Consider the following 26169-nt stretch of genomic DNA (forward strand, 5'->3'; position numbering starts at 1 on the left):
GCGACCGACCCGCCTTTCCTTCCTTATCTGTTCCGGCGCGGAGACCCTCATGCGTGTCGTCTTCATGGGAACGCCAGATTTCGCGGTGCCGACCCTGGTCGAGATCGTCGGGGCCGGCCACGAGGTGGTCGCGGCCTACACCCGTGCGCCGGCGGCGGCGGGGCGGCGCGGGCTCGACCTCGTGCCCTCGCCGGTGCATCGCACCGCCGAGCGCTTCAGCATCCCGGTGCTGCATCCCGCCTCGCTGAAGGGCGAGGAGGCCGCCGAGACCTTCGCCGCCTTCAATGCCGATGTCGCGGTGGTGGTGGCCTATGGCCGCATCCTGCCGCCGGCCATCCTCAAGGCGCCGGGGCTGGGCTGCCTCAATCTCCACGCTTCGCTGCTGCCGCGCTGGCGCGGTGCCGCACCGATCCAGCGCGCCATCATGGCGGGCGACAAGGAGACCGGCGTCGCGGCGATGCGCATGGAAGAAGGGCTCGATACCGGCCCGGTCGGCCTCGTCGAGCGGGTGAGCATCGGCCCGGACATGACCGCCGGCGAACTGCACGACCGGCTGATGGGGATCGGCGCCGACCTGATGGGCCGGGCGCTGGCAGCGCTGGAGCGCGGCGCGCTCGGCTTCACGCCGCAGCCGGCTGATGGAGTTACCTACGCCGCCAAGATCGACAAGGGCGAGACCCGCATCGACTGGCGCCGGCCGGCCGGCGAGGTGCACGACCACATACGCGGGCTGTCGCCGTTTCCCGGTGCCTGGTTCGAACTCGACGGCGCGCGGGTGAAGGTGCTGCGCTCGACGCGTGGCGAGGGCGCCGGCGCGCCCGGCACCGTGCTGGACGACCGGCTGACCATCGCCTGCGGCGACGGCGCGGTGCGCCTCGTCGAGGTGCAGAAGGCCGGCGGCAAGGCGATGCCGGCGGAGGAATTCCTGCGCGGTCACGCGCTGAAGGCGGGCGACGGGGTGGAGTGATGATCCGGGCGGTGCGGGCGGACGACTACCAGATCTGGCTGCCGCTCTGGCAGGCCTATCTCGCCTTCTACGAGGCAGAACTGCCGGCGCAGGTGACGCGCACCACCTGGGAGCGGCTGATCAACCCGGCCGAGCCGGTGCATGGCGCGCTCGCCTTCGACGCCGACGGCCGGGCGGTGGGGCTGGTGCAGTGGCTGTTCCATCGCTCGACCTGGAGCGAGGGCGACGTCTGCTACCTCAACGACCTGTTCGTCGATCCCAGCCAGCGCGGCAAGGGGCTCGGACGCGAGCTGATCGCCCATGTCCATGCCGATGCCGCCACGCGCGGCGCGCCGGAGGTCTACTGGCTGACCCACGAGACCAACCTCACCGCGCAGAAGCTCTACAACGCGGTGGCCGAGCGCCCCGGCTTCATCCAGTACCGCCAGCTGACCGGCGAATAGCGACGGGCGGCCCGCAGGCGCCCGCCACCTGATCGTTTCGCCGGCTTACTTGGTCGGCTCACTTCGCCGCGTCACTTGCCCGGCTGGGGGACGACGCGCAGATAGGGCTTCAGCGTCTTCCAGCCATCGGGGAACTTCTCCTTCGCCGCCTCGTCGCTCACCGAGGGGACGATGATGACATCCTCGCCATCCTTCCAGTTCGCCGGCGTGGCGACGGAATGCTTGGCGGTGAGCTGCAGCGAATCGATCACCCGCAGGATCTCGTCGAAGTTGCGCCCCGCGCTCGCCGGATAGGTGAGGGAGAGCTTCAGCTTCTTGTCCGGCCCGACGATGAACACCGAGCGCACCGTCATGGTGTCCGACGCGTTGGGGTGGATCATGTCGTACAGGCCGGAGATCGTGCGGTCCTCATCGGCGATCAGCGGGAAGTTCGGCGCGTAGCCCTGGGTCTCGGCGATATCCTGCGACCATTTGGCATGGGCATCGAGCGGGTCGACCGAGAGGCCGATCACCTTGACGTTCCGGCGATCGAATTCCGGCTTGAGCCGGGCAACCTGTCCGAGCTCGGTGGTGCAGACGGGGGTGAAGTTCTTCGGATGCGAGAACAGCACGCCCCAGGAATCGCCGAGCCACGCGTGGAACCGGATCGGCCCCTCGGTGGTCTGCGCTTCGAAATCGGGCACGACGTCGCCAAGGCGGATGCTCATCGGAAGGCTCCAAACATAATACACATGAAAATCATGTGTATATATTATAAACCACGATCATGCTCCGGGGAAGGAGATCGTGGCTTCTACGGTATCGTACGGAGGGAACCGATGCCGTAGGATGACGTTACTAGCGGTGGAAACAGGGTGCTTCCGCTGGGTGTTCTGGAGAGAAACAATGATGATGAAGGTTCTTGCCATTTCCGCCGTCGCGCTGAGCCTCGCGGCCTGCACGACCACCGAGCGTCGCGCCACCGGCGGCGCGCTGATCGGCGGCGGTACCGGCGCGATCATCGGCGGCATTGCCGGCGGCGGCACCGGCGCGGCGGTTGGCGGTGCGATCGGCGCCGGCACCGGCGCGCTCATCGGCGCGGCGACCTCGCCGGGCGATTGCTGGGCCCGCGACGCCTATGGCCGCCGGGTGGCGGTTCCCTGCCGCTGAGCCACGGCACCTTAGCACGACGAGCGGCCCCCTCGCGGGGCCGTTCGCATGTCTGGAGCCTGCGTCTCTGCAGTCGTCGTCGGTCCGCCTCCGGCCTATTGGCTCGCCCACATGACGCGGGCGACCCAGGCGATGTCGGCTTCCGGGATGATCTGGTCGGGATGGCCGGGCGTGAGCGGACGCAGTTCCAGCGTGCGGGCGGTGCGCCGCTTCATTTCGCGGGCGAGCACCTCGCCGCGGCGGGTGCGGACGATCACCCGGTCCCCGCGCCGGACCGCAGCGGCGGGCGAGACGACGACGATGTCGCCGTCACGGTAAAGCGGCATCATCGCGTCGCCGGCGATCTCCAGCGCATAGGCGTGCGCGTCGTCGATGTCGGGGAAGATCGCTTCCTCCCAGCCGCCGCCGACCGGCAGCCCGGCCTCGTCGAACAGCGTGCCGTCGCCGGCCCGGGCGAAGCGGATCAGCGGCAGCGCGCGGCCGCCGCGCGGGCTCTGCACCAGATGCATGAAATCGTCGAGGCTGGCGCCGGTGGCGGCGAGGATCTTGGCGATGCTCTCGGTGGACGGCCAGCGCGGTCGCCCGTCCGGCGCCTCGCGCTTCGAGCGGTTGAAGGTGGTGGCGTCGAGCCCCGCCCGCTTGGCCAGTGCCGACGCCGTCAGGCCGTGGCGCTCGGCGAGCCGGTCCACCGCTCGCCAGATCTGGGCGTGGGTCAGCATGGTGCAATCCAGACGTGTTTATTATGGTTAACGCAATCTAGAATTAGGAATTATACCCTATTGCAGGGGCCGTCCAGTACCGCTTGCAAGCGAAGTCCCGCAGGGTTACAGCCGGTCGCGGGCGTGTCGCCGGGGACGGGGAGGCGCTGCCGCGCGATGGGGACGTCGATGGCCGGTTTCATCTACAAGATATCCCCGCGCGGGGCATGGGTGCAGGCCGAGGCGGCCGGCCGGTTCGACGGCGCGCCCGTCGACCTCGCGGACGGCTTCATCCATTTCTCCACCGCCGCCCAGGCGCGCGAGACGGCCGCCAAGCATTTCGCCGGCCAGGCGGACCTCGTGCTGGCGGCGATTCGGGTCGACGCGCTCGATCCGGCGGCGCTGCGCTGGGAGCCCTCGCGCGGCGGCGACCTGTTCCCGCATCTCTACGCGCCGCTGCCGATGAGCGCGGTCGCCTTCGTCCGCGACCTGCCGCTCGGGCCGGACGGCATCCACCAGTTCGGAGAGCTCGCATGAGCGCCCTGCTCGACCTCGCCCTGCCGTTCGCGCGGATCCTCGATCCGGAGACGGCGCACCGGCTGACCGTGCGCGCGCTCGCCGCCCTGCCGGTACCGACGCCGGCGCCGGACGATCCCAACCTCGCGGTGCGGGCCTTCGGGCTCGACTTCCCGAACCCGGTGGGCCTCGCCGCCGGCTTCGACAAGGAGGCCGAGGTGCCCGACGCCATGCTGGGGCACGGCTTCGGCTTCGTCGAGGTCGGCACCATCACCCCGCGCCCGCAGCCGGGAAATCCGCGCCCGCGCAATTTCCGCCTCGTCGAGGACCGCGCGGTGATCAATCGCTACGGCTTCAACAGCGGTGGCCAGATGCCGGCGCGCGAGCGGCTGCGACGGCGGCGCGCCCGGGGCGGCATCGTCGGGGTGAATGTCGGGGCCAACAAGGAGGCGCTGGACCGCATCGGCGACTATGCCTCGGGCGTCGAGGCCTTCGCCGACTATGCCAGCTATTTCACCGCCAACGTCTCCTCGCCGAACACGCCGGGACTGCGCGACCTGCAGGAGGAGCGCGCGCTCGACGAACTGCTCGCCCGCATGCTGGAGGCCCGCGAGCGCTGGGCGCCCGGCGTGCCGCTGCTGCTGAAGATCGCCCCCGATCTTGCGCTCGCCCATCTCGACGCGGTGGTGCAGGTGGCGCGCCGCCGCAAGGTGGACGGGCTGATCGTCTCCAACACCACCATCACCCGTCCGGCGACCCTGCGCGCGCCGCAGCGCAAGGAAACCGGCGGCCTGTCCGGTCGGCCGCTGTTTCCGCTGGCGACACGCATGCTGGCGGAGAGCTATGTGCGGGTGGAGGGCGCCTTCCCGCTGATCGGTGCTGGCGGCATCGACAGCCCGGAGGCGGCCATCGCCAAGATCGAGGCCGGAGCCAGCCTGATCCAGCTCTATTCGGCGCTGGTCTATGAGGGGCTCGGCCTGGTCGGCCGGATCAAGCAGGGGCTCGCCGCCCATCTCGCGGCCGAGGATCGCTCGCTGTCCGAAGTGGTCGGCACGCGGGCGCGGACGCGCGTCGCCGAGCCGTTCCCCGGCTAGGTCGGGCAAGCCGTTCCCCGGCTAGGTCGGGAAAGTGCGGCGGATGAGCGCCGGCACGCGCAGCGCCTGCAGCAGGCCGCGCCCCGCCATGAAGGCGAGATAGGCGCACCACAGGCCGGTATTGCCGAAGGGACGGCCGATCCACCAGGCGGCGAAAAACATCAGCGCGGCGCCGAACATCAGGTTGCGCATGTCGCGCGACCAGGTGGAGCCGGCATAGATGCCGTCATAGGCGAAGGCGGCGACACCCATGACCGGGGTGAGCGCCGCCAGCGGCAGATAGGCCCGCGCCGCCTCGCGCACCTGCGGGTTGCTGGTGAGGGCGTCGACCACCGCGCCGCCGCCGAGCAGCAAGGCGAGCGTCGCCGGCACCGCGAAGCCGAAGCCCCAGAACAGCACCATGCCGACCGAGCGGCGGAAGCCGGCGCGGTCGCGGGCGCCGACGCTCTGGCCGCAGATCTGCTCGGCGGCGGTGGAGAAACCGTCGAGGAAGAAGGCGGTGACCATCACCATGTTGTAGAGCACGGCATTGGCGGCCAGCGTCACGTCGTCGGCCCGCGCGCCCTGGGCGGTGAAGAACAGCAGCACCAGCATCAGCACGCCGGTGCGGATCATGATGTCGCCATTGACGCCGATGGTCTCGACGAGCCGGGCGCGGTCGAACAGCGTGGCGAGCGGCAGCCGCCAGCCCGGCCCGATCAGCCGGCGGGCGGCGACGAGCCCGGCCACGGTGCCGACTATCTCGGCGGCGACGTTGGCGAGCGCCGCGCCGGCGATGCCGTAATCCCAGTGCAGCACCAGCAGCAGGGTGAGCGCGGCGTTGATGCCGGCGATCACCACCTGCAGCCCGAGGCCGATATCGGTGCGGGCGATGCCCACCAGCCAGCCGAGCAGCGCGAAATTACCGATGGCGAACGGCGCCGAGAACACGCGGATCGAGAAATACACCGCGGCGGCGGTCGTGACCGCCTCGCTGGTGCCCATCAGCCGGAAGGCCAGCGCGCTGAGCGGCACATGGGCGAGGATGACGACGAGGCCGATGGCGGCGCACAGCACCAGCGCGCGGGCGAGGGCGGCGCGCACCTCCAGCGCGTCGCCGCGCCCGAGCGCCTGGGCGGTGAGCCCCGCCGTGCCCATGCGCAGCGAGCCGAACACCCAGAACAGGAAATCGAACAAGAGCGCCCCGACCGCCACCGCGCCGAGCAGCACGGCATCGCCGAGCCGCCCCACCGCCGCCGTGGCGACGAGGCCGAGCAGCGGTGTCGTCATCTGCGCCAGCGTGGCCGGCAGGGCGATGGCGAGGAAGCGCCGGTGCGTGACCTCGATCCGGCCGGCGGCGGCGGTGAGGTTCATGGCCTATTTGCCGCGCTGGGCGACGCGCATGATGAGCCAGAGCGGCACCACCACCACCGCGCCGAGCAGGAAGTAGCGCCAGAGCTTCTCGACCGCCTCGAAACCGAAGCCGAACAGGCCGTGGACGAGGCGTTGCAGGCTTTCGAGGATGTTGAGCGGATCGAGGCCGAGGGCGCTCATGATCACGCCGATGACCACGGACAGGATGACGAGGCGCACCAGCACCCAGAGCGGCGAGCCGCCCATCAGCCGCGAGATCTGGTTGTCGGACATGGAATCGGCACTCCCCATTTCAGGTCGCATCCCTATCACGCCGGGCAGCACGGCGGGAGGCGGGCGGCGCCGCCCCGCCGTCACCATCGCCCGCGCCTTCACCCGCGCCTTCACCCGCGCCTTCACCCGCGCCTTCACCCGCGCCTTCACCTGCGCCTTCACCTGCGCCTTCACCTTCTTGGCGCAGCAGCGCCTCGAGGGTCGCGAGCCGGTCGGCCTCGCCGGGCGGCTTGTCCCAGCGCAGCCGGGCGATGCGCGGGAAGCGCATGGCGACGCCGGAGCGGTGGCGGGCGGAGCGGGCGAGGCCCTCGAACGCCACTTCCAGCACCAGCCCTTCGGTTGCGGTGTGCACGACTTCCCGCACAGGTCCGAAGCGGTTCACCGTGTGGCGGCGCACGAAGCGGTCGATCTCGGCGAGCTCGGCGTCGGTGAAGCCGAAATAGGCCTTGCCGACCGGCACCAGCTCACCCTCGCCGGCGTTCTCACCAGTCCAGACGCCGAATGTGTAGTCGGAATAGAAGGATGACCGCTTGCCGTGGCCGCGCTGGGCATACATCAGCACCGCGTCGACATTGTGCGGATCGCGCTTCCACTTCCACCACGGCCCCTTCGGCCGGCCGGGCACATAGGGGCTGTCGGCGCGCTTGAGCATCACGCCTTCCACCGCCTCGGCATCCGGGCCGGCGCCGTGGCCGGCCGGGTCGGCGCGGGCGGCGGTCAGTTCCTCCCATGTGGAGAAGGGCACCAGCGGCGAGAGGTCGAGCCGTCCATCGGCCGGTTGGGCGGCGATCAGCGCCTCCAGCCGGGCGCGACGGGCGTCGAAGGGTTCTTCGCGCACGTCCTCGGTGCCGTCGACCAAGAGGTCATAGGCGCGGATATGCGCCGGGAATTCGGCGATGAGCTTCGCCGACACCACTTTGCGGTTCAGACGCTGCTGGAGGACGTTGAAGGACTGCACGCGGCCCTCGCGCAGGATCAGCAATTCGCCGTCCACCGCGCCCTCGAAGGCAAGCGCGTCCGCAAGATCGGGGAAGGCGCCGGTGATGTCCTCGCCGGTACGGCTGTAGAGCCGGGTGGCGGGATGGCCATCCACTGTGTGCGCCCGCACCGCCTGGATGCGGATGCCGTCCCATTTCCACTCGGCGCGGAACTCCTGCGGGACAAGGTTGTCCCGGTCCGCTTCCTCCAGGGGGTGGGCGAGCATCACCGGGCGGAACGGCGTCGGGTCGGAGGTCTCCGGCCGCTCGCCGCGGCCCTCCGCCCAGGCGAACAGCTCGGCATAGGGCGGCGACAGGCCGGGCCAGACCAGCTCGATGTCGTCGGGTGCGAGAGTGCCGAGCGCCGCCACCGCCGTCTTGGCGAGCCGGGCCGAGACGCCGATGCGCAGCGAGCCAGTGATCAGCTTCAACAGCGCCCAGCGGCCGGTCTCGTCCAGCCGGTCGAGCAGGCCGGCGAGCACCGCATGCATCTCGCTGCGGCCCATATGGGTGAGGGTGTCGACGACGGCGGCGAGGGATGGCGAGGGCGTCGGGAGGCCGGCCTCCTCCGGCTTTGGCAGCGCCGGCCACATCAGCGCGACCGTCTCGGAGAGGTCGCCGACATAGTCATAGGACAGCGCGAACAGCACCGGGTCGGTGCGCTCGGCAATCAGCTGGCGGATCAGCCCCGGCTTGGCGTTGCGGAACGACAGCGCGCCGGTGAGCGCCGCCAGCGCGAAGCCGCGGTCCGGGTCCGGCACGTGGCGGAAGTAATCGGCGATCAGCCTTATCTTGCCGTTGCGGCGCGGCTCATAGGCGAGGCGGTCGATAAGGGCGGCGAAGCGGTTCACGATGCGCTTCCCTTGAGGCTTCCCTCGGGACTTCCTCCCGCACCGTCCTCCGCCGCCGGCGGGGTGGCCGGGGCGGCGCCGCTCTCCGCTTCCTCCTCGCCATAGCCAACGAGGTGCAGCGGGCGGGCGGCCAGCCCGGCCTGGCCGGCCCAATGGACGAGGGCGTCCTCCTGGCCGTGCGTCACCCAGAGTTCCGCGCAGCCGGTGGCGAGGATGGCGTGCTGCAGGTCGTCCCAGTCGGCATGGTCGGAGACGACCAGCGGCAGTTCGACACCATGCTGGCGGGCGCGGGCGCGGATGCGCATCCAGCCCGAGGCGAAGGCGGTGACCGGATCGGCGAAGCGCCGCGACCAGACTTCCGCGAGCGAGCCGGGCGGTGCGATCACCACCGCGCCGGGCAGCTCCGAAGGCTGGGCGTCGCGGGCAGGCTTCACCGGGCCGAGCGCGATGCCCTGGCTCTCATAATAGGCCGTGAGCCGCTCCATGGCGCCGTGCAAGAGGATCGGCCGGTCGTGTCCGGCGGCACGCAACAGCGCGATCACCCGCTGCGCCTTGCCGAGCGCATAGGCGCCGACGATGTGGGTGCGCTCGGGAAACAGGGCGAGCGAAGAGGTGAGCTTGGCCGTCTCCTCCATCGGGTCGGGATGGCGGAACACCGGCAGGCCGAAGGTCGCCTCGGAGATGAACACGTCGCAGGCGACCGGCTCGAAGGGCGTGCAGGTGGGATCGCTGCCGGGCTTGTAGTCGCCGGAGGCGACGATGCGGCAGCCGTCCTTTTCCACCCGGATCTGCGCCGAGCCGAGGATATGGCCGGCCGGGAAGAACGTGACCTTGACGCCGGAGACCTCCACCGTCTCGCCATAGGAAATCGCCTGCGTCTGGCCGGCGAAATCCTCGCCGTAGCGGATCGCCATGATGTCGAGCGTCTGGCGCGTGGCCAGTACCGCGCCATGGCCGGCGCGGGCATGGTCGGAATGGCCGTGGGTGACGAGCGCGCGCGGCACCGGCCGGGTCGGATCGATGAAGAAATCGCCGGCAGGCGAATAGAGCCCGCGCGGCGTCGGGCGCAGCAGGTCTTCCGGGCGCAGGGTGGAAGGCGCGGTAGAACGCTCCGTCGAATTCATGGGCCTTGCGAAACTCTCTTACCAAGCGGCGTCGGGAAGGATATAGGGCGTCGCCCCGCGATTTGCCGACCCCTCGGCTACAGAGACCTCCCATGGCTGGCGTCCCGCTTTTCCTGTCGTCCGGCGATCCCACCCTCGATCGCCGCATCGACTGGGCGCGCTCGCTGATGGCCGAGGGCAATGCCGCCGACGCGGCGGCGCTGCTCAACGAGGTGGCCGGGCGGGCGCCGGACTTCCTGCCCGGCTGGTTCCTGCTCGGCGAGGCGCGCGAAGCGCTGGGTGACACGGTCGGTGCCGGCGACGCCTATGCCCGTGCCCGCGCGCTCGATCCCGAGGACCGGCTCGGCGCGGTGCTGCGGCTCGCCCGGCTGGGTCGGAGCGACGTGCCGGAGATGAGCGCCGCCTATGTGCGCACCCTGTTCGACCAGTATGCCGAGCGCTTCGACAAGGCACTGGAGCGGCTCGACTATCGTGGGCCGGAGCTGATCCATGGCGTGCTGGCGGCGGCCTGCGACGGGCTGGGCCGGCCGTTCGCCTTCGCCCGCGCCCATGATCTCGGCTGCGGCACCGGCCTTGTCGGGGGGCGGCTCTTCGACCAGGTCGGCGAGATCGACGGGGTGGACCTCTCGCCCAACATGATCGCGCTCGCCCGGGCCCGCGGCGTCTATGCGCGGCTGGTGGCCGGCGACATGGTGGACTATCTGCGCGAGGTGCCGGCGCGCGAGGCCGATCTCGTCTTCGCCGGCGACGCCTTCTGCTATCTCGGCGATCTCGTCCCGGTGCTCGTCGAAAGCCGGCGGGTGCTGGAGGAAGGCGGGCTGCTCGCCTTCACCGTCGAGACCCATCAAGGCGAGGGCATCCTGCTGCGCGATACGCTGCGCTATGCGCATGGGGAGGCCTATGTGCGCGGGGCGCTGGCGACGGCGGGCCTCGCCCTCTTGTCCTGTGCCACGGCTTCCACCCGCACCGAGAAGGGCGCGCCGGTGCCCGGCCTCGTCATCGCGGCGATGCGGGCGACGTAGTCTTTTCGACCGATGTTCCCGTTTTGCCCTCGCTTTTCCGGCGGAACGCGCTAGCCTCTCGCCTGTGACCGTCCTCGACCGCCAGAGCGCTACCGATCTGCCCGAGCCGTTCCGCAGCTGGTTCGCCAGCCGCGGCTGGGCGCCGCGTGCGCATCAGCTCGCCTTGCTGGAGCGGGCGCGGCAGGGGCGCTCGACGCTGTTGATCGCCCCCACCGGCGCCGGCAAGACGCTGGCCGGTTTCCTGCCGACGCTGGTCGAGCTCGCCGAGCGGCCGCGCAACCGCAACACTCCGCGCCCACCGGGGCTGCATACGCTCTACATCTCGCCGCTGAAGGCGCTGGCGGTCGACGTCGCCCGCAATCTGGAGCGGCCGGCGGAAGAGATGCGGCTCCCCATCCGCATCGAGACCCGCACCGGCGACACGCCGGCCTCGCGGCGCCAGCGCCAGCGCCGCGACCCGCCGGACATCTTGCTCACCACGCCCGAGCAGATCGCGCTGCTGCTCGCCTCCGCCGACGCGCCGCATCTGTTCGGCGAGCTCCGGCGCATCGTGCTCGACGAGCTGCACGCGCTGGCCGGCTCCAAGCGCGGCGACCTGCTGAGCCTCGGCCTCGCCCGCATCCGCGCGCTGGCACCGGAGGCGCAGACGGTCGGCCTCTCGGCGACGGTGGCCGATCCCGATACGCTGCGCCGCTGGCTGGTGCCGCAAAATTCTCGTGAAGAATCTGGCGGGGACGGCGAGATGGGCGATCTCGTCATCGCCGAGGCCGGGGCGGCACCGGAACTCTCTATGCTCGACAGCGTGGCGCATGTGCCTTGGGCCGGGCACACGGCGAAGCATTCCTTGAGCGAAATCTACGCGCTGATAACGGCCAACACCACGACGCTGGTGTTCGTGAACACCCGCATGCAGGCGGAGCTGCTGTTCCAGGAACTGTGGCACATCAACGAGTTGAACCTTCCCATCGCCCTGCATCACGGCTCGCTGGACGTGTCGCAGCGCCGGCGTGTCGAGGCGGCGATGGGCGAGGGGCGGCTCAAGGCGGTGGTGTGCACCTCTTCGCTCGACCTCGGCATCGACTGGGGGGCGGTGGATCTCGTCATCAATGTCGGGGCGCCGAAGGGCTCCTCGCGCCTCATGCAGCGGATCGGCCGCGCCAATCACCGGCTCGACGAGCCCTCGCGCGCCGTTCTGGTGCCGGCCAACCGCTTCGAGGTGCTGGAATGCCGCGCGGCGATGGAGGCGGTGCGCGCCGGGGCACAGGACGGCGCCGTGGAGCGCTCCGGCGCGCTCGACGTGCTCGCTCAGCATGTGCTCGGCATGGCCTGCGCCGGTCCGTTCGACGCCGACGCGCTCTATGAGGAGATCTGCTCGGCCGAACCCTATTCCGCCTTGCCGCGCAAGGACTTCGACGACGTGCTGGCCTTCGACGCGACGGGAGGCTATGCGCTGCGCGCCTATGAGCGCTTCGCCCGCATCCGCCAGATGAAGGATGGCCGCTGGCGGGTGGCCAATCCGATGGTGGCGCAGCAATACCGGCTCAATGTCGGCACCATCGTCGAGGCGACCATGCTGAAGGTGCGCCTCGTCGGTGGGAAAGCGCGGTATGGCGGGCGAGTGCTCGGCGAAGTGGAGGAGTATTTCGTCGAGACGATGAGCCCCGGCGATACCTTTGTCTTCGCAGGGGAAATCCTCGAATACCGCGCCATCGTCGAGGACACCGTGCTGGTGGTGCGCTCGCACGCCAAGGAGCCGAAAGTGCCGTCCTATGAGGGCGGCAAGTTCCCGCTCTCCACCTTCCTCGCCGCCGGCGTGCGGGCGATGCTGGCCGATCCGGCGCGCTGGAAGAGCCTGCCCGCCCAGGTGCGCGAGTGGCTGGAAATCCAGCGCTGGCGCTCCAGGCTGCCGGGGCGTGAGGACCTGCTGGTCGAGACCTTTCCGCGCGGCGGGCGGCATTATCTCGTCGCCTATCCCTTCGAGGGGCGGCTCGCCCACCAGACGCTCGGCATGCTGCTGACGCGGCGGCTGGAGCGGGCGAGGCTCAAGCCGCTCGGCTTCGTCGCCAACGACTATGCGCTTGCGATCTATGGCATTTCCGATCTTTCGCTGGCCATCCGGCAGGGCCGGCTCGACCTTGGCGATCTGTTCGACGCCGACATGCTGGGCGACGATCTGGAGGCGTGGCTGGCGGAGGCGGCGCTGATGAAGCGCACCTTCCGCCAATGCGCCATCATCGCCGGGCTGATCGAGCGGCGCTTTCCCGGCAAGGAGAAGAATTCCCGGCAGGTGACGATGTCGACCGACCTCGTTTACGACGTATTGCGCGCGCATGAGCCCGACCATGTGCTGCTGCGCGCCGCCCGGCAGGACGCCGCCACCGGGCTGATGGACCTCAAGCGGCTTTCCGGCATGCTGATGCGCATCCGCGGGCGAATCGACCATGTCGAACTCGATCGGGTGTCGCCGCTGGCGGTGCCGGTGATGCTGGAGATCGGCCGCGAAATGGTCGGCGGCGAGGCGGCGGACGCGCTGCTGGCGGAAGCCGAGGACGAACTGGTCGAGGAGGCGATGCGTGGCGATCACCGCGTGCAGTGAGGTGGCCGATGCGGCCGATCCGTCCGATGCGGCCGGAACGATCGCGCTCGCCGGGGCCGAGCTGCGCCTCGACCCGGCCGGCGGGCTGTTCTGGCCGGCCGAGCGGATGCTGATCGTCGCCGACCTGCATCTCGAGAAGGGTTCTTCCTTCGCCGCGCGCGGCATCGCTTTGCCGCCCTATGACAGCCGCGCCACGCTGATGCTGCTCGCCGCCATGGTGGAGCGCTGGCGGCCGCGCGCGGTGGTGTCGCTGGGCGACACGCTGCACGACCGCCGCGCCGGCAGCCGGCTCGGCCCGGCGGAACGCGATCTGCTAGCGCGGATCGGCCATGGCCGGGAGATGCTGTGGATCGCCGGCAACCACGATCCCGATGTCGTGCCGGAACTCGGCGGCGTGCATCTGCCGGAATTGGCGGTCGGCGGCCTCGTGCTGCGGCACGAGCCGCGTGCGGGGGCGGTCCGCGAAATCGCCGGCCACCTGCATCCGGTGGCGCGGGTGGTGCGGCGCGGGCGGGCGGTACGCCGGCGCTGCTTCGCCACCGATGGGCGGCGCCTCGTCATGCCGGCGCTCGGCGCCTATGCGGGAGGCTTGAACGTGCGGGACCGGGTGCTGGCCGGGCTGTTCGCGCCTTCGTTCGAGGCGCATCTGATCGGCGGGGCGCGGACCTATCGCCTCGCCCACCATGTCTGCGCGCCGGATCGCTGAGCGGCGATGCGCCGACCCGGCTGCGCGAGGCGGGGGCTAGCCGCGTGAAGCGGGGATCAGCCGCGTGACGCGGTCTTGCGGGCGGCGGGGACATCGAGGTCCGTGAGGCCGGAACCGCTGTTCGCCCGCGCGTCGATCTCCGCCGGCGCCCAGAGCTGCAACGCCTTGCGGGCGGAGGCGAGGGTGTCGGTGTCGAGCCGGGCGGCGATCTCGTCGCGCCTCGCCGCCGCTTCCTGGTCGCCGCGCGCGGCGGCCAGCGCGAACCAGCGCCAGGCCTGTAGCTGATCGGCCGCGACGCCGAAGCCGCGCGCATAGAGCACGCCGAGATTGTACTGGCTGTCGCGCACGCCGTAGCCGGCCGCCTTCTGGAACCACACCGCGGCGCCGGCATAATCCGGCGCGCCGGCGCTGCCATCGGCGAGCATCACGCCGAGATTGTGCATGGCCCGCACATTGCCGCCGGCGGCGGCGGCCTCGTAGAGCGCCCGCGCCCGGGGCAGGTCGCGCGGCACGCCGTCGGCGCCCTTCTCATAGAGGGCGCCCAGCCGGTAGGCGGCGGGGATGGAGCCGTGGGCGGCGGCGACGGCGAACCATTGCGCGGCGCGCGCGGTGCTGGGCGCAACGCCGTCGCCCTCGGTGTAGCGATGCCCGACCTCATAGGCGGCGTCGGCATCGCCGGCCAGCGCCGCGACCCGCAGACCCTGGCCGCCTATGCCGTTCGGCAGGTCGCCCGGCACCGGAGGGAGGTCGAGGCTGGAGGAGCCGGGCAGCGGCGCCGCCGGGCGTGCCGGCGTGGATTCGGGCAAGGCCGGGATCGGCAGGGTCGGCGCGGCCGGGGCCTCCGGGGCGAAGGCGGGCGGCGCCGGGCGCGGCGATACCGAGCCGGTGATGTCGTCCGGGGTCGGCTCGAATGGCAGCGAGCGGGCGGTGGAGGTGGCGGCCGGCGCCGAAGCGCGCAGCCGGCCTTCCTTCATGCCGCTGAGCAGGTGCCAGGAAGCGAAGGCGAGCGCCGAGCCGCACACCCCGACCAGCAGCATGGCGCGGATGCGGGCCAGCCAGCGGGTGGAGCGGGCGCGGCTGGCGCGGCCCTCGGCGATGCGGGCGCTGCGGCTGGGAGCGACATGCGGCACGGTGGCCGGCGCGCCACGGGCGGCGCGGCGGGCCTGGGCGATGAAATCGATGCGCGCCGGCCCGGCGCCCGAGACCTCGGCGCTGTCCGGCTCCGATGCTTCCGGCGCCCGGTCATTGGCGGGCAGGGCGGCCGGCGCTTTGACCGCGGCCTCGACCGGCGGCGGCATCGGGGCTTCCACCGCCGGGGACGTGGCGGCGATCGCCATGTCGGCGAGCCGGGCGGTGCTGTCGGCCGATGCAGCCGGGGCGGCGGCAGGGGAGCCAGAAACGAGAGCGGTTGGAGCGAGGGCCGCGGATTCCGGCGGCCGGGGCGGCTCTCCCCCGCGCGGCGCCGGATCGACCGGCGGGCGCGGCGGCGGGACGCTCACCAGGCTGGCGCGGGTTTCCTCCATCTGAATGAACAGGTCGTTCAGCGCCCGTTCGATACCGGCGAGCCGATTGGGCTGGGCGTGCTGCGCCTCCAGCCGGTCGGCCAGCGTGGCGATCTGGCGGCTCAGTGTCTCGAACGCTCCGGTGTCGGGGACCGGGATCGGCGCGGGAGCCTCGGGCGGGACCGGGCGCTCGATGCGTTCCAGCCGCTCGCCGAGGCCGCGCAGCAACTGCTCGACACCCGCCGGGGCCTGGTTACGCAGGGAGGAGAAATTCGCGCTGATGTTTTCCTGGAGGTCGTCGAGCCGGCGATGGACGCCGCCGAGATCGACCTCGACCGGCCGGGCGGCCTGCGCCTCGATACGGGCGGCGAGCTGGCCGAGCCGCTCGTCGATGCCGGCAAGCGCCGCACGCAGCGCGTTCTCCTGCGACCCGGCCTCGCGGCTGACGCGGCCGACCAGCAGCGTCACCTGCTCGACCAGCTGGCGCACCGTGTCGTTCGACAGCGCCCGGCCGATGACGGCGCGGATCTCGCCGGCCTGCGCCTGCAGCCGGGCGATGGCGGCGCCGTCCACCTGCTTGGCGGCGATCAGGTCCAGCTTGCGCGACAGCGCGTCGATGCGGCCCTGCGTCACCGCCTGATATTCCGGCAGCCGCAGCGCGGCGATCATGTCGCGCAGCGCCGTCAGCGTGGCGCAGAGCTCCTTGTCGCGCAGCCCGGAGGCCTCCACCCGCGCGGCGAGGCGGGTGACGGTGCGCTGCAGCTCGTCCACCGCCTGGCGTGGCGCGAGGTCGCCGAGCGCGGCGCGCAGCTGCGCGACCTCGCCGCGTAGCGTGTCGAGGGCGAGCGGGGTGGGGGCCGCAGCCGCCACATGCGGCGCGCCCGGCGGGATGGCGGTGGAAGTGGCGGGGGACGGGGACGCGGTCCTGGACGTCGCGGGTCGCGACGGGGCACGCAGCTCGACCGACGGTGCGGCCGGTACGGGGGTAGTGGCCTGCGCGGCGGAAGCGGCAGGCACCGATGCGGAAGACGTGATGGCGGCACGCCCGGGGGCCGGGCGGGCGGGCGTCGAGCGGCCGGCTCCCGGGGCGGGCGGGGCGGCGACGTCCAGCTCGCGCTGGCGGGCGGCGATCTCGGCGACGGCGGCCTCGATGCTGGCGGCGCTCGGCGCCTGCGTGTCGTGCTGGGGAGAGGCGAGGGGCGCGGTGGTGCGCAGCCGGGCGCCGGAATCGCCGACCAGCGTGTCGAGCTGCGAGCGGATGTCGTCGAGGGCCGCCTCCACGCGCGACGTGGTGGGCGATGCGGGAGCCGTGGCCGCCTGAGTGAGGGCGGCCTGTTCGGAGGCCTGCGAGGCGGCGAGGTGGTTCATCGTGCCGGTGAGCTCGCGGATGCGGCGACGCAGATCGGCGATGTCGCCGACGGCGGCTCCGCGCTCGCCGCCGCCGAGAGGGCCGAGCAGGCGCTGGTGCAGCCACTCGTCCAGCGGCAGGCCGGCGCGCCGGGCGGCTTCGTTCATCGCGGTCCAGGCGGCGGGGGGAATCTGCCCGGCCTGGGTGGGGGCGCCTTGCCTCACCGTCTTCTCCGTCGCGTCAGGCGTCGGCGACGGGAGAATCACCCGGTGCGACGCTGGAGGCTGCTCCGGTCGACTGTTTCGTTTCTTGGTAAATGACGGGTTAATGCGTAACGCCATCCGGCATTTTGCTACCGCCGCCGGATAGGGAAAGGTGGCTTTACCTCGGGTAGGGGAGGGATAAGGCAGTCAGAGGTAATATCGTATTTAAATATAAATATCATATATTTATATACGCATTTAACAGTAAGTTTCCCTAACGGAGGGTGCTACTTTCTCCCCTTACGGCAGGTGGGTCAGTACAAATTCGGACAACGCTGCTGACGCGATCCCTTTGCGTCCCGTTAACCGACCAGGAGACCCCGCGATGGACTTCACTTCCTACGAGCAGGATCGTGCCGTCGACACCGCCACCTCGTCCTCGGGTGACGCCCTCTATTTCACCATCGGCGACCTCGCCCGCGAGTTCGACGTGACGCTGCGCGCCCTGCGCTTCTATGAGGACAAGGGCCTGCTGGCGCCGCGCCGCGAAGGCCTGACCCGCCTCTACACCCCCTCCGACCGCTCGCGCCTTTCCATCATCCTGAAGGGCAAGAAGCTCGGCTTCACCCTCGCCGAGATCAAGGCGATGGTCGCCCTGCGCGAAGGCACCGCCACCATGAGCGGCCTCGCCCTGACCCGCGAGAAGTGCGTCGAGCAGCTCGGCCTCCTCGAGCAGCAGAAGGCCGAGATCGAGGAAGCCATTGGCGAGCTCAAGCAGATGATCGCCTCCTACCCGGTCCGCACCGCCGCCTGAACGACGCCTGCGACGACCATCGAAGCGGCGCCCCTGGGGCGCCGTTTTCGTTTCTAGCCCTGCGATAGGGCCCGCGCCGGGCTTGAAGCGCCGGCGCCGCTGCGCTTCAAAGGAGGCGCGGTGGCCGCCCGGTCGCCGGACAGCGAACAAGAGGGCCGCGCGCCGTCCGGGCTTGCCGGTGGCCGGCCCCAGCGAGGCGCGGATGAGCCGTTCCGTCGACTATTTCTTTTCCGTCGTCAGCCCCTGGGCCTTCATCGGCCACGCCGCCTTCACGGGCGTGGCGCAGCGCCACGGGCTCGACGTGCGCTATCGGCCGGTGCAGCTCGGCGGGCTGTTCGCCGAGACCGGCGGCCTGCCGCTGCCCAAGCGCCACCCGGCGCGCCAGCGCTACCGGCTGGTGGAATTGCAGCGCTGGCGGGAAGCGCGCGGGCTCGACCTCAACCTGCACCCGGCGCATTGGCCGTTCGACGGCGCGCTGGCCGACCGGCTGGTGCTCGCCGCCGCCGAGGCCGGCCACAATGCAGGTCCGCTGGTCGGCCGGCTGATGGCCGGGGTGTGGCAGCGCCAGGAGAACATGGCCGATCCGGCGCAGCTCGCCGCGGTGCTGGCCGAGCTCGGCCTGCCGGCGGCGCTGCTGGACGCGGCCGCAACCGAGGCGACCGGGGCGCTCTACGAGGCCAACCGCGCCCGCGCGGTCGAGGCCGACGTGTTCGGCTCGCCCGCCTATGTGCTCGACGGCGAGGTGTTCTGGGGGCAGGATCGGATCGATCTTCTCGATGCGGCGTTGTCCAGCGAACGGGCGCCGTTCGCGCCGGAGGCGTAAGGGCAGCCCCGGCGGCAACGCCCGAAAACCGGCAGCAGGGAGGCTTCCATGATTCGCATCGCTCTCGCCGCGCTGTTCGCGCTCCTGCTCGCCACCGGCGCCCGCGCGCAGCCTACCGCCGTTCCGCCGCCGCCGGGCGGGCCGGAGGCGCCGCCGCATTTCACCATGCAGCCGGTGGAGGGCGGGGTGTTGCGCCTCGACACCCGCTCCGGTGCGATGAGCTTCTGCGCCAGCCGTGGCGGCGTGTGGCGCTGCGAGGCGCTGCCCGACGAGCGGGCGGCGCTGGAGGCCGAGATCGCCCGGCTGCGCGACCGGCTGGCCTCTGCCGGCGGGGGCGGCGTGCCGGACATTGCCGGGCCGCCGCGCCAGCCACCCTCCGCCGACGCCACTCCACCGGCGCCGGACGCCACGCCGCCGGCCAAGCCGGACGAGGAGCGCGGCCGCTTCGACGCGGCGATGGAGGAGGCGATGCGCAAGGCGGAGGCGATGTTCCGCCGCTTCTACGAGATGATGGAGCGGCTGCGCAGCAACCCGCCGCAGGGCGAGAAGCTCTGAAGACGGGAAGCCTTGAGGGCGAGAAGCCCTGAGGGTGTGTGTCCTCCCGCCGCTCAGCTGGCGGCGAGGAAAGCGACGATGCGGGCCAGCGCCTTGTCGGCGAGCGAGCCGGGAAAGCCGATGAAGACGTGGCAGCCGCCGGGATAGACGGCGATCTCGGCGCGGTTGCCGGCGGCGAGCCAGCGAGGCGCCATGAACAGCGTGTCGTCCAGCAGCGCGTCACGGGTGCCGATGGTGAACAGCGCCGGCGGCAGGCCGCGAAGATCGCCATGCAGCGGCGAGATGTCCGGCGTCGCCACCTCGCCGCCCTCGCGCAGGTAATGGCCGACGAAGACGTTGATGTCGCGGGTGTTGAGCACCAGCGGCTCGTCGCCCCAATTGCGGGCGCTGGGGGTGAGGCCGAGATCGTAGCAGCCGGCATTGAGATTGGCGGCGCGGAACGGGGAGAGCCCGTGCCGGTCGCGCAGCCGCAGCAGCGTTGCCACGGAGAGATTGGCGCCGGCGGATTCGCCGCCGATGACGAAGTGCTCGGTGCCGAAGCGGGCCTTGCCCTCGCGCACCAGCCACAAGGCGGCGGCCTCGCAATCGTCCGGCGCCGCCGGCCAGGGGGCCTCCGGGGCGAGGCGGTAGTCGACCGACACCACGGCGAAGCCGGTGCGCTCGACGAGCCGGTGGTTCAGCCCGTCATTCTCGCGCGCCGAGCCGAGGCACCAGCCGCCGCCATGGATGTGCAGATAGACGCCCTTGGCCGGCTCCGGCGGTGTGTAGATGCGCAGCGCCACCGGGCCGTGCGGGCCGTCGATCTCCTCGACGCTGGCATAGGGGCTTTCCGGCGCCAAGGGGAACGGCCCCTTGCCGTCCAGCCGCAGCTTGCGCAGCAGCGCCATCGGGAACACCCAGCGGTCCGGCACCGCCCCCAGCGCCTTGACGATGCCGGCATTCACCGCACGGGTCTCCGGCGAGACCGCCGAGGGCGCGAACACCGAGGGATCGATGACCAGCTCGGGCAGGCTAGCGACAGAGTCGCCGGCGGCGGAAGGGGCGGAGGCGGGCGTGGAGGACGAGACGGTCATAAGCGGGAGACGCTCCATGATGGCGTGGGTCGAGGACCGTGGGGTCGAGGATCGGGGTGCCTTGGCCCGTGAGGTCGTGGACTTGGCAGTCAGGGACTTGGCGGTCAGGGACTTTGTAGCCAGAGACTTGGTGATCAAGGAGCTGGCAGTCGGGAAATCGACAATCGGATTCGGTCAACCAGTAACTGCGCGGAACACCTTGTCGACCATGTGGCGATCAAGGGCGTGCATCCGCGATCGAACGCGCCTATCCAAACCCAGCGACGCCCATTCGTCCAGCGCCGCCCGATAATGGGAGCCATGCCGTGACCGAGATACGACAGAGCGCACCGCGTGAAAGCCGGGTGACGCGGCGGGTCAGCGCCGAGCTCGCCATCGACACGCAGGGGCGCGGTTTCACCGACATCACCCGCGCGGTGGCGCGCTTCCTCGCCGATATCGGTGCCGGCGACGGCGAGGTGTCGCTGTTCTGCCGCCACACCTCGGCCTCGCTGACCATCCAGGAGAACGCCGATCCCGACGTGCGGCTCGACCTCCTGACCGCGCTCGACCGGCTGGCGCCGGAGGATGCCGGCTGGGTGCACGACCTCGAGGGACCCGACGACATGCCCGCCCATGTGAAGGCGGTGCTGACCGGCATCCACCTCGCCATTCCGGTGGTGGAAGGGCGCATGCGGCTCGGCACCTGGCAGGGGATCTATCTGGTCGAGCACCGCGCCATGCCGCACCGCCGCGAATTGACGGTGGCATTCGTCGGCGATGGCAACTAAAGCTCTTCGTCGGAGACGAATGTACAGTTTGGCATTGCCGCAGTGCCGTCGCCGGGATAGGCATCCGATGGTGCGTGTTATGGCGGTAATGCTTGCATGCGTGGTGTGACCGAACCATGATCGCGCGGCGGCATATGCGACCAACGGCGTATGCCGGCTGAAACCGAGAGGGCCTTTTGCAGGTGGTTACGACGAGTTTCAGGCTGGCCATCGCCGATGACCACCCCTTGTTTCGCGGCGCGCTGCGCGAGGCGGTGACGCGGCAGTTTCCCCAGGTCGAACTGTTCGAGGCCGGCGGCTTCGAGGATCTCCAGGCGCTGCTCGAGCGGGAGAGCGAGATCGACCTCGTGCTGCTCGACCTCACCATGCCCGGGGTGCGCGGCTTTTCCGGCCTGATGTATCTGCGCGCGCAGTATCCGGCGATCCCGGTGGTGGTGGTCTCCGCCAATGAGGAGGCGGGGGTGATCCGCCATTGCATGGAATTCGGCGCCGCCGGCTTCATCCCCAAGACCAGCGCGGTGGAGACGATGCGCGACGCCATCGCCGCCGTGCTGGAGGGGCAGACCTGGACGCCGCCCGATATCGACCTCTCCGCCGGCAGCGACAAGGAGACGGCGGCGCTGGTGGCGCGGCTCGCCACGCTGACCCCGCAGCAGGTGCGGGTGCTGATGATGCTGTCGGAAGGCCTGCTCAACAAGCAGATCGCCTATGAGCTCGGCGTCTCCGAGGCGACGGTGAAGGCGCATGTCTCGGCGATCCTGCAGAAGCTCGGGGTAGAAAGCCGCACCCAGGCGGTAATCGCCGCCTCCAAGATCGAGGCCGGGCAGTGGTCGCAGGTGGCGAGCTGAGGCCGAGGGGCTGACCGGGCACCACGCCCGGACCCCGCCTGCCTGTTCCCTGCGCGATCTTTCCGCTGGCGCGGCGCGCGCCGGTCTCCCGCACCCACCGTCGAGCCCCGCCATGTCCCGCGACACGCTGTTGCTGTTGAAGCCGGGCTTCGCCGATCCGGCCTATCCCGGACAGCTGTTCTATTGCTGGCATTGCGCGCTGATCGAAGGGGTGCTGGCCTCATTCCTGGAACTGGCCGAAGGTCTCGATGTCGAGCGGATCGCCTGGCCGCGCCCGCGACAGGCGGTGATCGACCTCGTGGGCGAGGCGAACCAGTCGCTGCCGCTCCTGGTGCTGGCGGCAGGGGCCTCCTCGCGTCACCAGACCGGCACGCATGCCGGACGCGGCTTCATCGCCGACAAGGACGCCATCCTCGCCGCGCTCGCCGAGCGGCACGGTTTCCCCGACCCGCATCCCTGAGACGTCGCGGCTTTCCTTCTTCGCGCTGTAAACCGCGAGCGACCGGCTGCGCATGGGCGTCGTCGAAGCCGGACGCATCCGGTTTTGGTGCGGCCGCGTGGGGAGGCTGCTCCCCAATCTATCCCTATTGGGAGGTGGCCTGCGAAGCGGGTCGGTGAGAGGCCTCGCGGCCGCGAGGTTTCAGAAGGCCTTACGATCACGGAACGCGGGGTTAGGGGAGGCGCGCGAGGGCCATCTCCGGATGGGGAGTGGGGAGCCGTTGCGAGGCCGGGGAGGGTTTTGCGGGGCGGGTTCGGGCTTCAGGTGCGTTCCCTGCACGGCCTTCGCTCCGCCGACCGTCCCGCCCCCTTACTCCGCCGCCATGCGTGCCGCCCGCCACTGGGCGAGCAAAGCGCGCAGGGCGGCCGGGCGCACCGGCTTGTTCAGGACTTCCATCTCGGTCGCCTTGGCGGTGTCGCGCACCTTCTTCGAGCGGTCGGCGGTGATCAGCACCGCCGGCAGCGACTGGTCGAGCTTCCAGCGCAGGTGCTTGGTCGCCTCGATGCCGTCGCCCTCGTCGAGATGGTAGTCGATGAGCAACACGTCCGGCCGGGCGCGGGCCTCGCGCAGCATGGCGAGCGCGCCGGGCACGTCGGCCGCCTTCAGCACCTGGCAGCCCCAGCCCGACAGCAGCGTGTCCATGCCGTCGAGGATCGCCGGGTCGTTGTCGATGCACAGCACCGACAGCCCGTCGAGCCCGGCGATCGGCACCGCCGCCGCACGCGGGACCGGGCCGGCCTCGGCCGGAATCGGCGGGGCGGTCGGCACCTCGACCGCGAACATGCTGCCGCGACCGGGCTGCGAAGCTAGCTCGATCGGGTGGTCGAGCACCCGCGAGATGCGCTCGACGATCGAGAGCCCCAGCCCCAGCCCGCGCGCGGCCTTGGCGCCCTGGTCGAGGCGCTGGAACTCCTTGAAGATCAGTTTCTGCTTGGAGGCAGGCACGCCGAGCCCGGTGTCGAACACCTGGATGCGCAACCGGCCGCGCCGGTGCCTGACGCCGATCAGCACCCGCCCGCGCGGGGTGTATTTGATGGCGTTGGAGACGAGGTTCTGCAGCAGGCGCCGCAGCAGCCGGCGGTCGGAGCGCACCGCCGCCGAGCTGGCGGCGAAGGTGAGGCGCAGCCCCTTCTCCTTGGCCAGCGGGGCGAATTCCACCTCCAACTGGCGGAAGATGTCGTCGAGGCGGAACGGCCCGAGATCCGGCTTCATCGCGCCGGTGTCGAGGCGGGAAATGTCCAGCAGCGCGCCGAGGATCTCCTCCACCGCCTCCAGCGAGGCGTCGACATTCTGGGCGAGGCGGATGTTCTCCGCCGTCACCGCGCGCTCGACCAGGCTGGTGGCGTAGAGCCGGGCGGCGTTCAGCGGCTGAAGGATGTCGTGCGAGGCGGCGGCGAGGAAGCGGGTCTTGGAGATGTTGGCGTCCTCGGCGTCCGACTTCGCCTGCGCCAGCTCGGTGTTCAGGTGCTCCAGCGCCTTGGTGCGCTCCTTGACCCGCTTCTCCAGCGTCTCGTTGGCGCGTTCCAGCGCTTCGGCGGCCTCCACCGTCGGGGTGATGTCGGTGAAGGTCACGACCACGCCGCCATCCGGCATGGTGTTGACGCGCACCTCCATCACCACGCCGCGCGGCGACAGCCGTTCCTGGAAGCTGGCGTTGCGGCGGTTGTAGCGGCTGAGGCGCTCGCGCACGATCTGCTCGATCGGCCCCGGCCCGAACAGCCCGCTGCTGGCGGCGATGCGCAGGATCTGGTCGATGCCCACCCCGATGCGCACCGCTTCCGACGGCAGGTCGAGCATCTCGCCGAACTGGCGGTTCCAGAAGACGAGGCGCAGATCCCGGTCGAACACCGCGATGCCCTGGCGGACATGGTCGAGCGCGGTCTGCAGGATCTCGCGATTGTACTGGATGGCGGCGGAGGCGTCGTCGAGCAGCTTCAGCGCCGCCTTGGTGGAGACGGTGCGCTTCCTCAGCATCAGCGACAGCACGAGACGTGAGGAAGCGGCGCCGATCGCCGAGGCGAGCAGGTGCTCGGCATAGCGCACCAGCTGGAAATCCGCCTCGCGGCCGGGGTCGAGCGACAGGCCGCGCATCGCCGACACGCTCTCGAAGGAGGCGCGGGTGCGCTCCTCGCCGAGATAGCGCGCCACCGTGGCGGTGAGCTCGCCCACCGTGACCGGGGAGCGCCACAGCCGGAAGCTCGGCGCGGAAGGCGAGCGGTCCGCCTCGACGAAGACGCTGGCCTGCAGCCGCTCGATCGGGCTGGGATGGCGCATCATCGACACGGTGACGAAGACGATGAGATTGATGCTGAGGCTCCACAGCACGCCATGGGTGAGCGGCGCGGCGTGCAGGCCGAGCAGCGCCTGCGGGCGCAGGAAGCCGAGGCCGAATGGGCCGTCCGTCAAGAGCGTGCGCGCCACCAGGCCGGCATCGGCGAGGCTGGGCAGCAGCAGCGTATAGGCCCAGAGCGCCACGCCGGCGGCGATGCCGGCCATCGCCCCCAGCGCGGTGCCGCGCCGCCAGACCAGGCCGAGCAGCAGCGCCGGGCCGAACTGCGCCACCGCGGCGAAGGACAACAGGCCGATCTGCGCCAGTTGCGCCTCGCCGGTGATGCGGTAGTAGAGATAGGCCAGCAGCAGGATGGCGAAGATCGCCGCCCGCCGCACCAGCAGCAGTTTGTGGCCCATGTCGGACTGCGCCGGCGCGCCGTCGCCGCGCGGTGGCGCGAGGGCCGGCAAAGCGGGCGGGGCCGCCTCGGTGGAATGGCGCCGCGCCCGCACCAGCAGCGGCATGACGAGATCGTTCGACACCATGACCGCCAGCGCCACCGTCTCGACGATCACCATGGCGGTGGCCGCCGACAGGCCGCCGACGAAGGCGAGCAGCGCCACGCCCTGCGCCCCGACCGACATCGGCAAGGCGAGCAGGTACATGTCGCCGTCGATGAAGCCGGGCGGGAAGGAGACCAGCCCGGCAATGGCGATGGGAATGACGAAGATGTTGATCAGCACCAGATAGGCGGGGAACAGCCAGGCGGCGGTACGGATCTCGCCTTCCGAGGTGTTCTCCACCACGGCGACGTGGAACTGGCGCGGCAGCATGAGGATGGCGAGCGCGGAAAGCACCGACATGGTGCCCCAGTCGCCGAGCGAGAAATGCCGGGTCAGCACCGGCAGCACGTCCTTTTCCTGCGCCTGCGCGACGAGGTCGAACGGGCCGGCGAACATCACGAAGGTGACGAACAGGCCGACGGCGAGGAAGGACACCAGCTTGACGATGGATTCCGCCGCTACCGCCAGCATCAGTCCTTCCTGGTGCTCGGTGGCGTCGATGTGGCGGGTACCGAACAGCACCGCGAACACCGCCATTGCCATGGCGACCAGCAAAGCGAGGTCGCCGATGACCGGGTAATGCAGCCCCAGTCCCTCGAAATCGCCGAGCAGCGCCACCAGCGAGATCGCCACCGCCTTCAGTTGCAGGGCGATGTAGGGCAGCGAGCCGAGGATGGCGACCAGCGCCACCACGGCGGCGACGCCCTGGCTCTTGCCGTAGCGGGCGGCGATGAAGTCGGCGATGGAGGTGATGTTCTGCGCCTTGGCGAGGCGCACCAGCCGCAGCAGCAGCGGCACGCCGAGCGCGAATACCAGGATCGGCCCGACATAGATGGTGAGGAAGTCGACGCCCTGCGTGGTGGCGAGGCCGACCGAGCCGAAGAAGGTCCAGGAGGTGCAGTAGACCGCCAGCGACAGCGAATAGATGTAGGGGCGGCCGCGACTGCGCTTGCCCCGCGCCTGCCGGCGGTCGCCATAGCTCGCCACGGCGAAGAGGAAGCCGATATAGGCGAGGGCGACGGCGATGATGACCCAGGCCTGAAGCATGGGATCTCCGGTGAGCGGGGCGGCAATGCATCGGCGGCGGCCGATCGTTCTTTATGCCTCCGCCGGGGCAGGCGGGGCAAGGGCGT

The 26169-nt window shown here is 70.8% G+C and carries 23 protein-coding genes; 14 read left to right on the plus strand and 9 right to left on the minus strand.

Annotated elements, in window-relative coordinates:
• The first annotated feature begins 49 nt into the window (after window positions 1-49).
• Together fmt and KHC28_RS24960 are read left to right on the plus strand one after the other, a co-directional pair.
• Window positions 50-967 carry a methionyl-tRNA formyltransferase gene (gene fmt / locus KHC28_RS24955; protein WP_214011080.1) on the plus strand — a complete coding sequence of 306 codons (918 nt, stop codon included), beginning with the start codon at window positions 50-52 and terminating at the stop codon, window positions 965-967.
• Window positions 967-1410 (plus strand): GNAT family N-acetyltransferase, encoded by a 444-nt coding sequence (locus KHC28_RS24960; protein WP_214011081.1) that lies wholly within the window; start codon window positions 967-969, stop codon window positions 1408-1410. The genes fmt and KHC28_RS24960 overlap by 1 nt, the downstream gene beginning before the upstream one ends.
• Before the next feature lie 71 nt (window positions 1411-1481).
• On the opposite strand, the gene KHC28_RS24965 is transcribed toward KHC28_RS24960, so the two are convergent.
• Window positions 1482-2117, minus strand: coding sequence for a peroxiredoxin (locus KHC28_RS24965; protein ID WP_214011082.1), 636 nt, complete (start codon window positions 2115-2117; stop codon window positions 1482-1484).
• Between the two features lie 178 nt (window positions 2118-2295).
• Here KHC28_RS24965 and KHC28_RS24970 point away from each other — a divergent pair, with 178 nt between their 5' ends.
• Window positions 2296-2559: a YMGG-like glycine zipper-containing protein gene (locus KHC28_RS24970; protein ID WP_370638228.1), complete on the plus strand. Its 264-nt coding sequence runs from the start codon at window positions 2296-2298 to the stop codon at window positions 2557-2559.
• A 95-nt stretch (window positions 2560-2654) separates the two neighbouring features.
• Here KHC28_RS24970 and KHC28_RS24975 read toward each other — a convergent pair whose 3' ends face one another.
• Entirely contained in the window at window positions 2655-3278 is a 624-nt protein-coding gene (locus KHC28_RS24975; protein ID WP_214011083.1) for a S24 family peptidase, read from the minus strand.
• Between the two features lie 168 nt (window positions 3279-3446).
• On the opposite strand from KHC28_RS24975, the gene KHC28_RS24980 reads away from it, so the two are divergent.
• Together KHC28_RS24980 and KHC28_RS24985 are read left to right on the plus strand one after the other, a co-directional pair.
• On the plus strand, window positions 3447-3794 hold the full coding sequence (locus KHC28_RS24980; RefSeq protein WP_214011084.1) for a DUF952 domain-containing protein: 348 nt from the start codon (window positions 3447-3449) through the stop codon (window positions 3792-3794).
• Window positions 3791-4867 (plus strand): quinone-dependent dihydroorotate dehydrogenase, encoded by a 1077-nt coding sequence (locus KHC28_RS24985; protein WP_214011085.1) that lies wholly within the window; start codon window positions 3791-3793, stop codon window positions 4865-4867. Before KHC28_RS24980 ends, KHC28_RS24985 begins: the two co-directional genes overlap by 4 nt.
• Window positions 4868-4888: 21 nt before the next feature.
• On the opposite strand, the gene KHC28_RS24990 is transcribed toward KHC28_RS24985, so the two are convergent.
• The 4 genes from KHC28_RS24990 to KHC28_RS25005 are packed head-to-tail and all read right to left on the minus strand — an operon-like array spanning window position 4889 to window position 9409.
• Window positions 4889-6220, minus strand: a complete 1332-nt coding sequence (locus KHC28_RS24990; RefSeq protein WP_214011086.1) for an MATE family efflux transporter — start codon at window positions 6218-6220, stop codon at window positions 4889-4891.
• A gap of 3 nt (window positions 6221-6223) precedes the next feature.
• A complete protein-coding gene (locus KHC28_RS24995; protein ID WP_214011087.1) occupies window positions 6224-6493 on the minus strand; it encodes a DUF6460 domain-containing protein in 270 nt (89 codons plus the stop codon).
• 19 nt (window positions 6494-6512) lie between these two features.
• Window positions 6513-8321: a cisplatin damage response ATP-dependent DNA ligase gene (locus KHC28_RS25000; protein WP_214011088.1), complete on the minus strand. Its 1809-nt coding sequence runs from the start codon at window positions 8319-8321 to the stop codon at window positions 6513-6515.
• Entirely contained in the window at window positions 8318-9409 is a 1092-nt protein-coding gene (locus tag KHC28_RS25005) for a ligase-associated DNA damage response exonuclease (RefSeq protein ID WP_214011494.1), read from the minus strand. The genes KHC28_RS25000 and KHC28_RS25005 overlap by 4 nt, the downstream gene beginning before the upstream one ends.
• 128 nt (window positions 9410-9537) lie before the next feature.
• On the opposite strand from KHC28_RS25005, the gene KHC28_RS25010 reads away from it, so the two are divergent.
• The 3 genes from KHC28_RS25010 (at window position 9538) to pdeM (ending at window position 13769) form a co-directional block, all read left to right on the plus strand.
• Entirely contained in the window at window positions 9538-10467 is a 930-nt protein-coding gene (locus tag KHC28_RS25010; RefSeq protein WP_214011089.1) for a methyltransferase domain-containing protein, read from the plus strand.
• Between the two features lie 64 nt (window positions 10468-10531).
• The gene (locus KHC28_RS25015; RefSeq protein WP_214011090.1) at window positions 10532-13063 is read left to right on the plus strand and encodes a ligase-associated DNA damage response DEXH box helicase; all 2532 of its coding nucleotides are present in this window, start codon (window positions 10532-10534) and stop codon (window positions 13061-13063) included.
• A complete protein-coding gene (gene pdeM / locus KHC28_RS25020; RefSeq protein WP_312893356.1) occupies window positions 13047-13769 on the plus strand; it encodes a ligase-associated DNA damage response endonuclease PdeM in 723 nt (240 codons plus the stop codon). Before KHC28_RS25015 ends, pdeM begins: the two co-directional genes overlap by 17 nt.
• A 56-nt stretch (window positions 13770-13825) precedes the next feature.
• On the opposite strand, the gene KHC28_RS27930 is transcribed toward pdeM, so the two are convergent.
• Window positions 13826-16843 (minus strand): SEL1-like repeat protein, encoded by a 3018-nt coding sequence (locus KHC28_RS27930; RefSeq protein ID WP_214011091.1) that lies wholly within the window; start codon window positions 16841-16843, stop codon window positions 13826-13828.
• 364 nt (window positions 16844-17207) lie between these two features.
• Between KHC28_RS27930 and KHC28_RS25030 the strand changes: the two genes are divergently transcribed.
• The 3 genes from KHC28_RS25030 (at window position 17208) to KHC28_RS25040 (ending at window position 19014) form a co-directional block, all read left to right on the plus strand.
• Window positions 17208-17636 carry a MerR family transcriptional regulator gene (locus KHC28_RS25030; RefSeq protein WP_214011092.1) on the plus strand — a complete coding sequence of 143 codons (429 nt, stop codon included), beginning with the start codon at window positions 17208-17210 and terminating at the stop codon, window positions 17634-17636.
• A 202-nt stretch (window positions 17637-17838) separates the two neighbouring features.
• On the plus strand, window positions 17839-18459 hold the full coding sequence (locus KHC28_RS25035) for a 2-hydroxychromene-2-carboxylate isomerase (protein ID WP_214011093.1): 621 nt from the start codon (window positions 17839-17841) through the stop codon (window positions 18457-18459).
• A 48-nt stretch (window positions 18460-18507) separates the two neighbouring features.
• The gene (locus KHC28_RS25040) at window positions 18508-19014 is read left to right on the plus strand and encodes a hypothetical protein (protein WP_214011094.1); all 507 of its coding nucleotides are present in this window, start codon (window positions 18508-18510) and stop codon (window positions 19012-19014) included.
• A gap of 53 nt (window positions 19015-19067) precedes the next feature.
• Here the strand turns inward: KHC28_RS25040 and KHC28_RS25045 are convergent, their stop codons facing one another.
• Window positions 19068-20087, minus strand: coding sequence for an alpha/beta hydrolase (locus KHC28_RS25045; protein ID WP_214011095.1), 1020 nt, complete (start codon window positions 20085-20087; stop codon window positions 19068-19070).
• Between the two features lie 305 nt (window positions 20088-20392).
• Between KHC28_RS25045 and KHC28_RS25050 the strand changes: the two genes are divergently transcribed.
• From KHC28_RS25050 to KHC28_RS25060, 3 genes are all read left to right on the plus strand, one after another.
• Window positions 20393-20857 carry a secondary thiamine-phosphate synthase enzyme YjbQ gene (locus KHC28_RS25050; protein WP_214011096.1) on the plus strand — a complete coding sequence of 155 codons (465 nt, stop codon included), beginning with the start codon at window positions 20393-20395 and terminating at the stop codon, window positions 20855-20857.
• A gap of 182 nt (window positions 20858-21039) precedes the next feature.
• A complete protein-coding gene (locus tag KHC28_RS25055; protein WP_376772806.1) occupies window positions 21040-21705 on the plus strand; it encodes a response regulator transcription factor in 666 nt (221 codons plus the stop codon).
• A gap of 112 nt (window positions 21706-21817) precedes the next feature.
• Entirely contained in the window at window positions 21818-22165 is a 348-nt protein-coding gene (locus tag KHC28_RS25060; protein ID WP_214011098.1) for a DUF3088 domain-containing protein, read from the plus strand.
• Window positions 22166-22513: 348 nt separating this feature from the next.
• Here the strand turns inward: KHC28_RS25060 and KHC28_RS25065 are convergent, their stop codons facing one another.
• Window positions 22514-26083: a PAS domain-containing hybrid sensor histidine kinase/response regulator gene (locus KHC28_RS25065; RefSeq protein ID WP_214011099.1), complete on the minus strand. Its 3570-nt coding sequence runs from the start codon at window positions 26081-26083 to the stop codon at window positions 22514-22516.
• Window positions 26084-26169: the final 86 nt, after the last annotated feature.

Origin of the sequence: Ancylobacter sonchi (assembly GCF_018390695.1) — a bacterium.
Lineage (GTDB): Bacteria > Pseudomonadota > Alphaproteobacteria > Rhizobiales > Xanthobacteraceae > Ancylobacter > Ancylobacter sonchi.

Bases quoted from the DNA above. Each gene is read 5' to 3' on its own strand.
- KHC28_RS25030 (WP_214011092.1), top strand. From the start codon at position 17,208: ATGGACTTCACTTCCTACGAGCAGGATCGTGCCGTCGACACCGCCACC.
- KHC28_RS25065 (WP_214011099.1), bottom strand. From the start codon at position 26,083: ATGCTTCAGGCCTGGGTCATCATCGCCGTCGCCCTCGCCTATATCGGC.
- KHC28_RS24980 (WP_214011084.1), top strand. From the start codon at position 3,447: ATGGCCGGTTTCATCTACAAGATATCCCCGCGCGGGGCATGGGTGCAG.
- KHC28_RS25035 (WP_214011093.1), top strand. From the start codon at position 17,839: ATGAGCCGTTCCGTCGACTATTTCTTTTCCGTCGTCAGCCCCTGGGCC.
- fmt (WP_214011080.1), top strand. From the start codon at position 50: ATGCGTGTCGTCTTCATGGGAACGCCAGATTTCGCGGTGCCGACCCTG.
- KHC28_RS24960 (WP_214011081.1), top strand. From the start codon at position 967: ATGATCCGGGCGGTGCGGGCGGACGACTACCAGATCTGGCTGCCGCTC.
- KHC28_RS25010 (WP_214011089.1), top strand. From the start codon at position 9,538: ATGGCTGGCGTCCCGCTTTTCCTGTCGTCCGGCGATCCCACCCTCGAT.
- KHC28_RS25045 (WP_214011095.1), bottom strand. From the start codon at position 20,087: ATGACCGTCTCGTCCTCCACGCCCGCCTCCGCCCCTTCCGCCGCCGGC.
- KHC28_RS24965 (WP_214011082.1), bottom strand. From the start codon at position 2,117: ATGAGCATCCGCCTTGGCGACGTCGTGCCCGATTTCGAAGCGCAGACC.
- KHC28_RS25040 (WP_214011094.1), top strand. From the start codon at position 18,508: ATGATTCGCATCGCTCTCGCCGCGCTGTTCGCGCTCCTGCTCGCCACC.
- KHC28_RS24990 (WP_214011086.1), bottom strand. From the start codon at position 6,220: ATGAACCTCACCGCCGCCGCCGGCCGGATCGAGGTCACGCACCGGCGC.
- KHC28_RS24995 (WP_214011087.1), bottom strand. From the start codon at position 6,493: ATGTCCGACAACCAGATCTCGCGGCTGATGGGCGGCTCGCCGCTCTGG.
- KHC28_RS25060 (WP_214011098.1), top strand. From the start codon at position 21,818: ATGTCCCGCGACACGCTGTTGCTGTTGAAGCCGGGCTTCGCCGATCCG.
- KHC28_RS24970 (WP_370638228.1), top strand. From the start codon at position 2,296: ATGATGATGAAGGTTCTTGCCATTTCCGCCGTCGCGCTGAGCCTCGCG.
- KHC28_RS24975 (WP_214011083.1), bottom strand. From the start codon at position 3,278: ATGCTGACCCACGCCCAGATCTGGCGAGCGGTGGACCGGCTCGCCGAG.
- KHC28_RS24985 (WP_214011085.1), top strand. From the start codon at position 3,791: ATGAGCGCCCTGCTCGACCTCGCCCTGCCGTTCGCGCGGATCCTCGAT.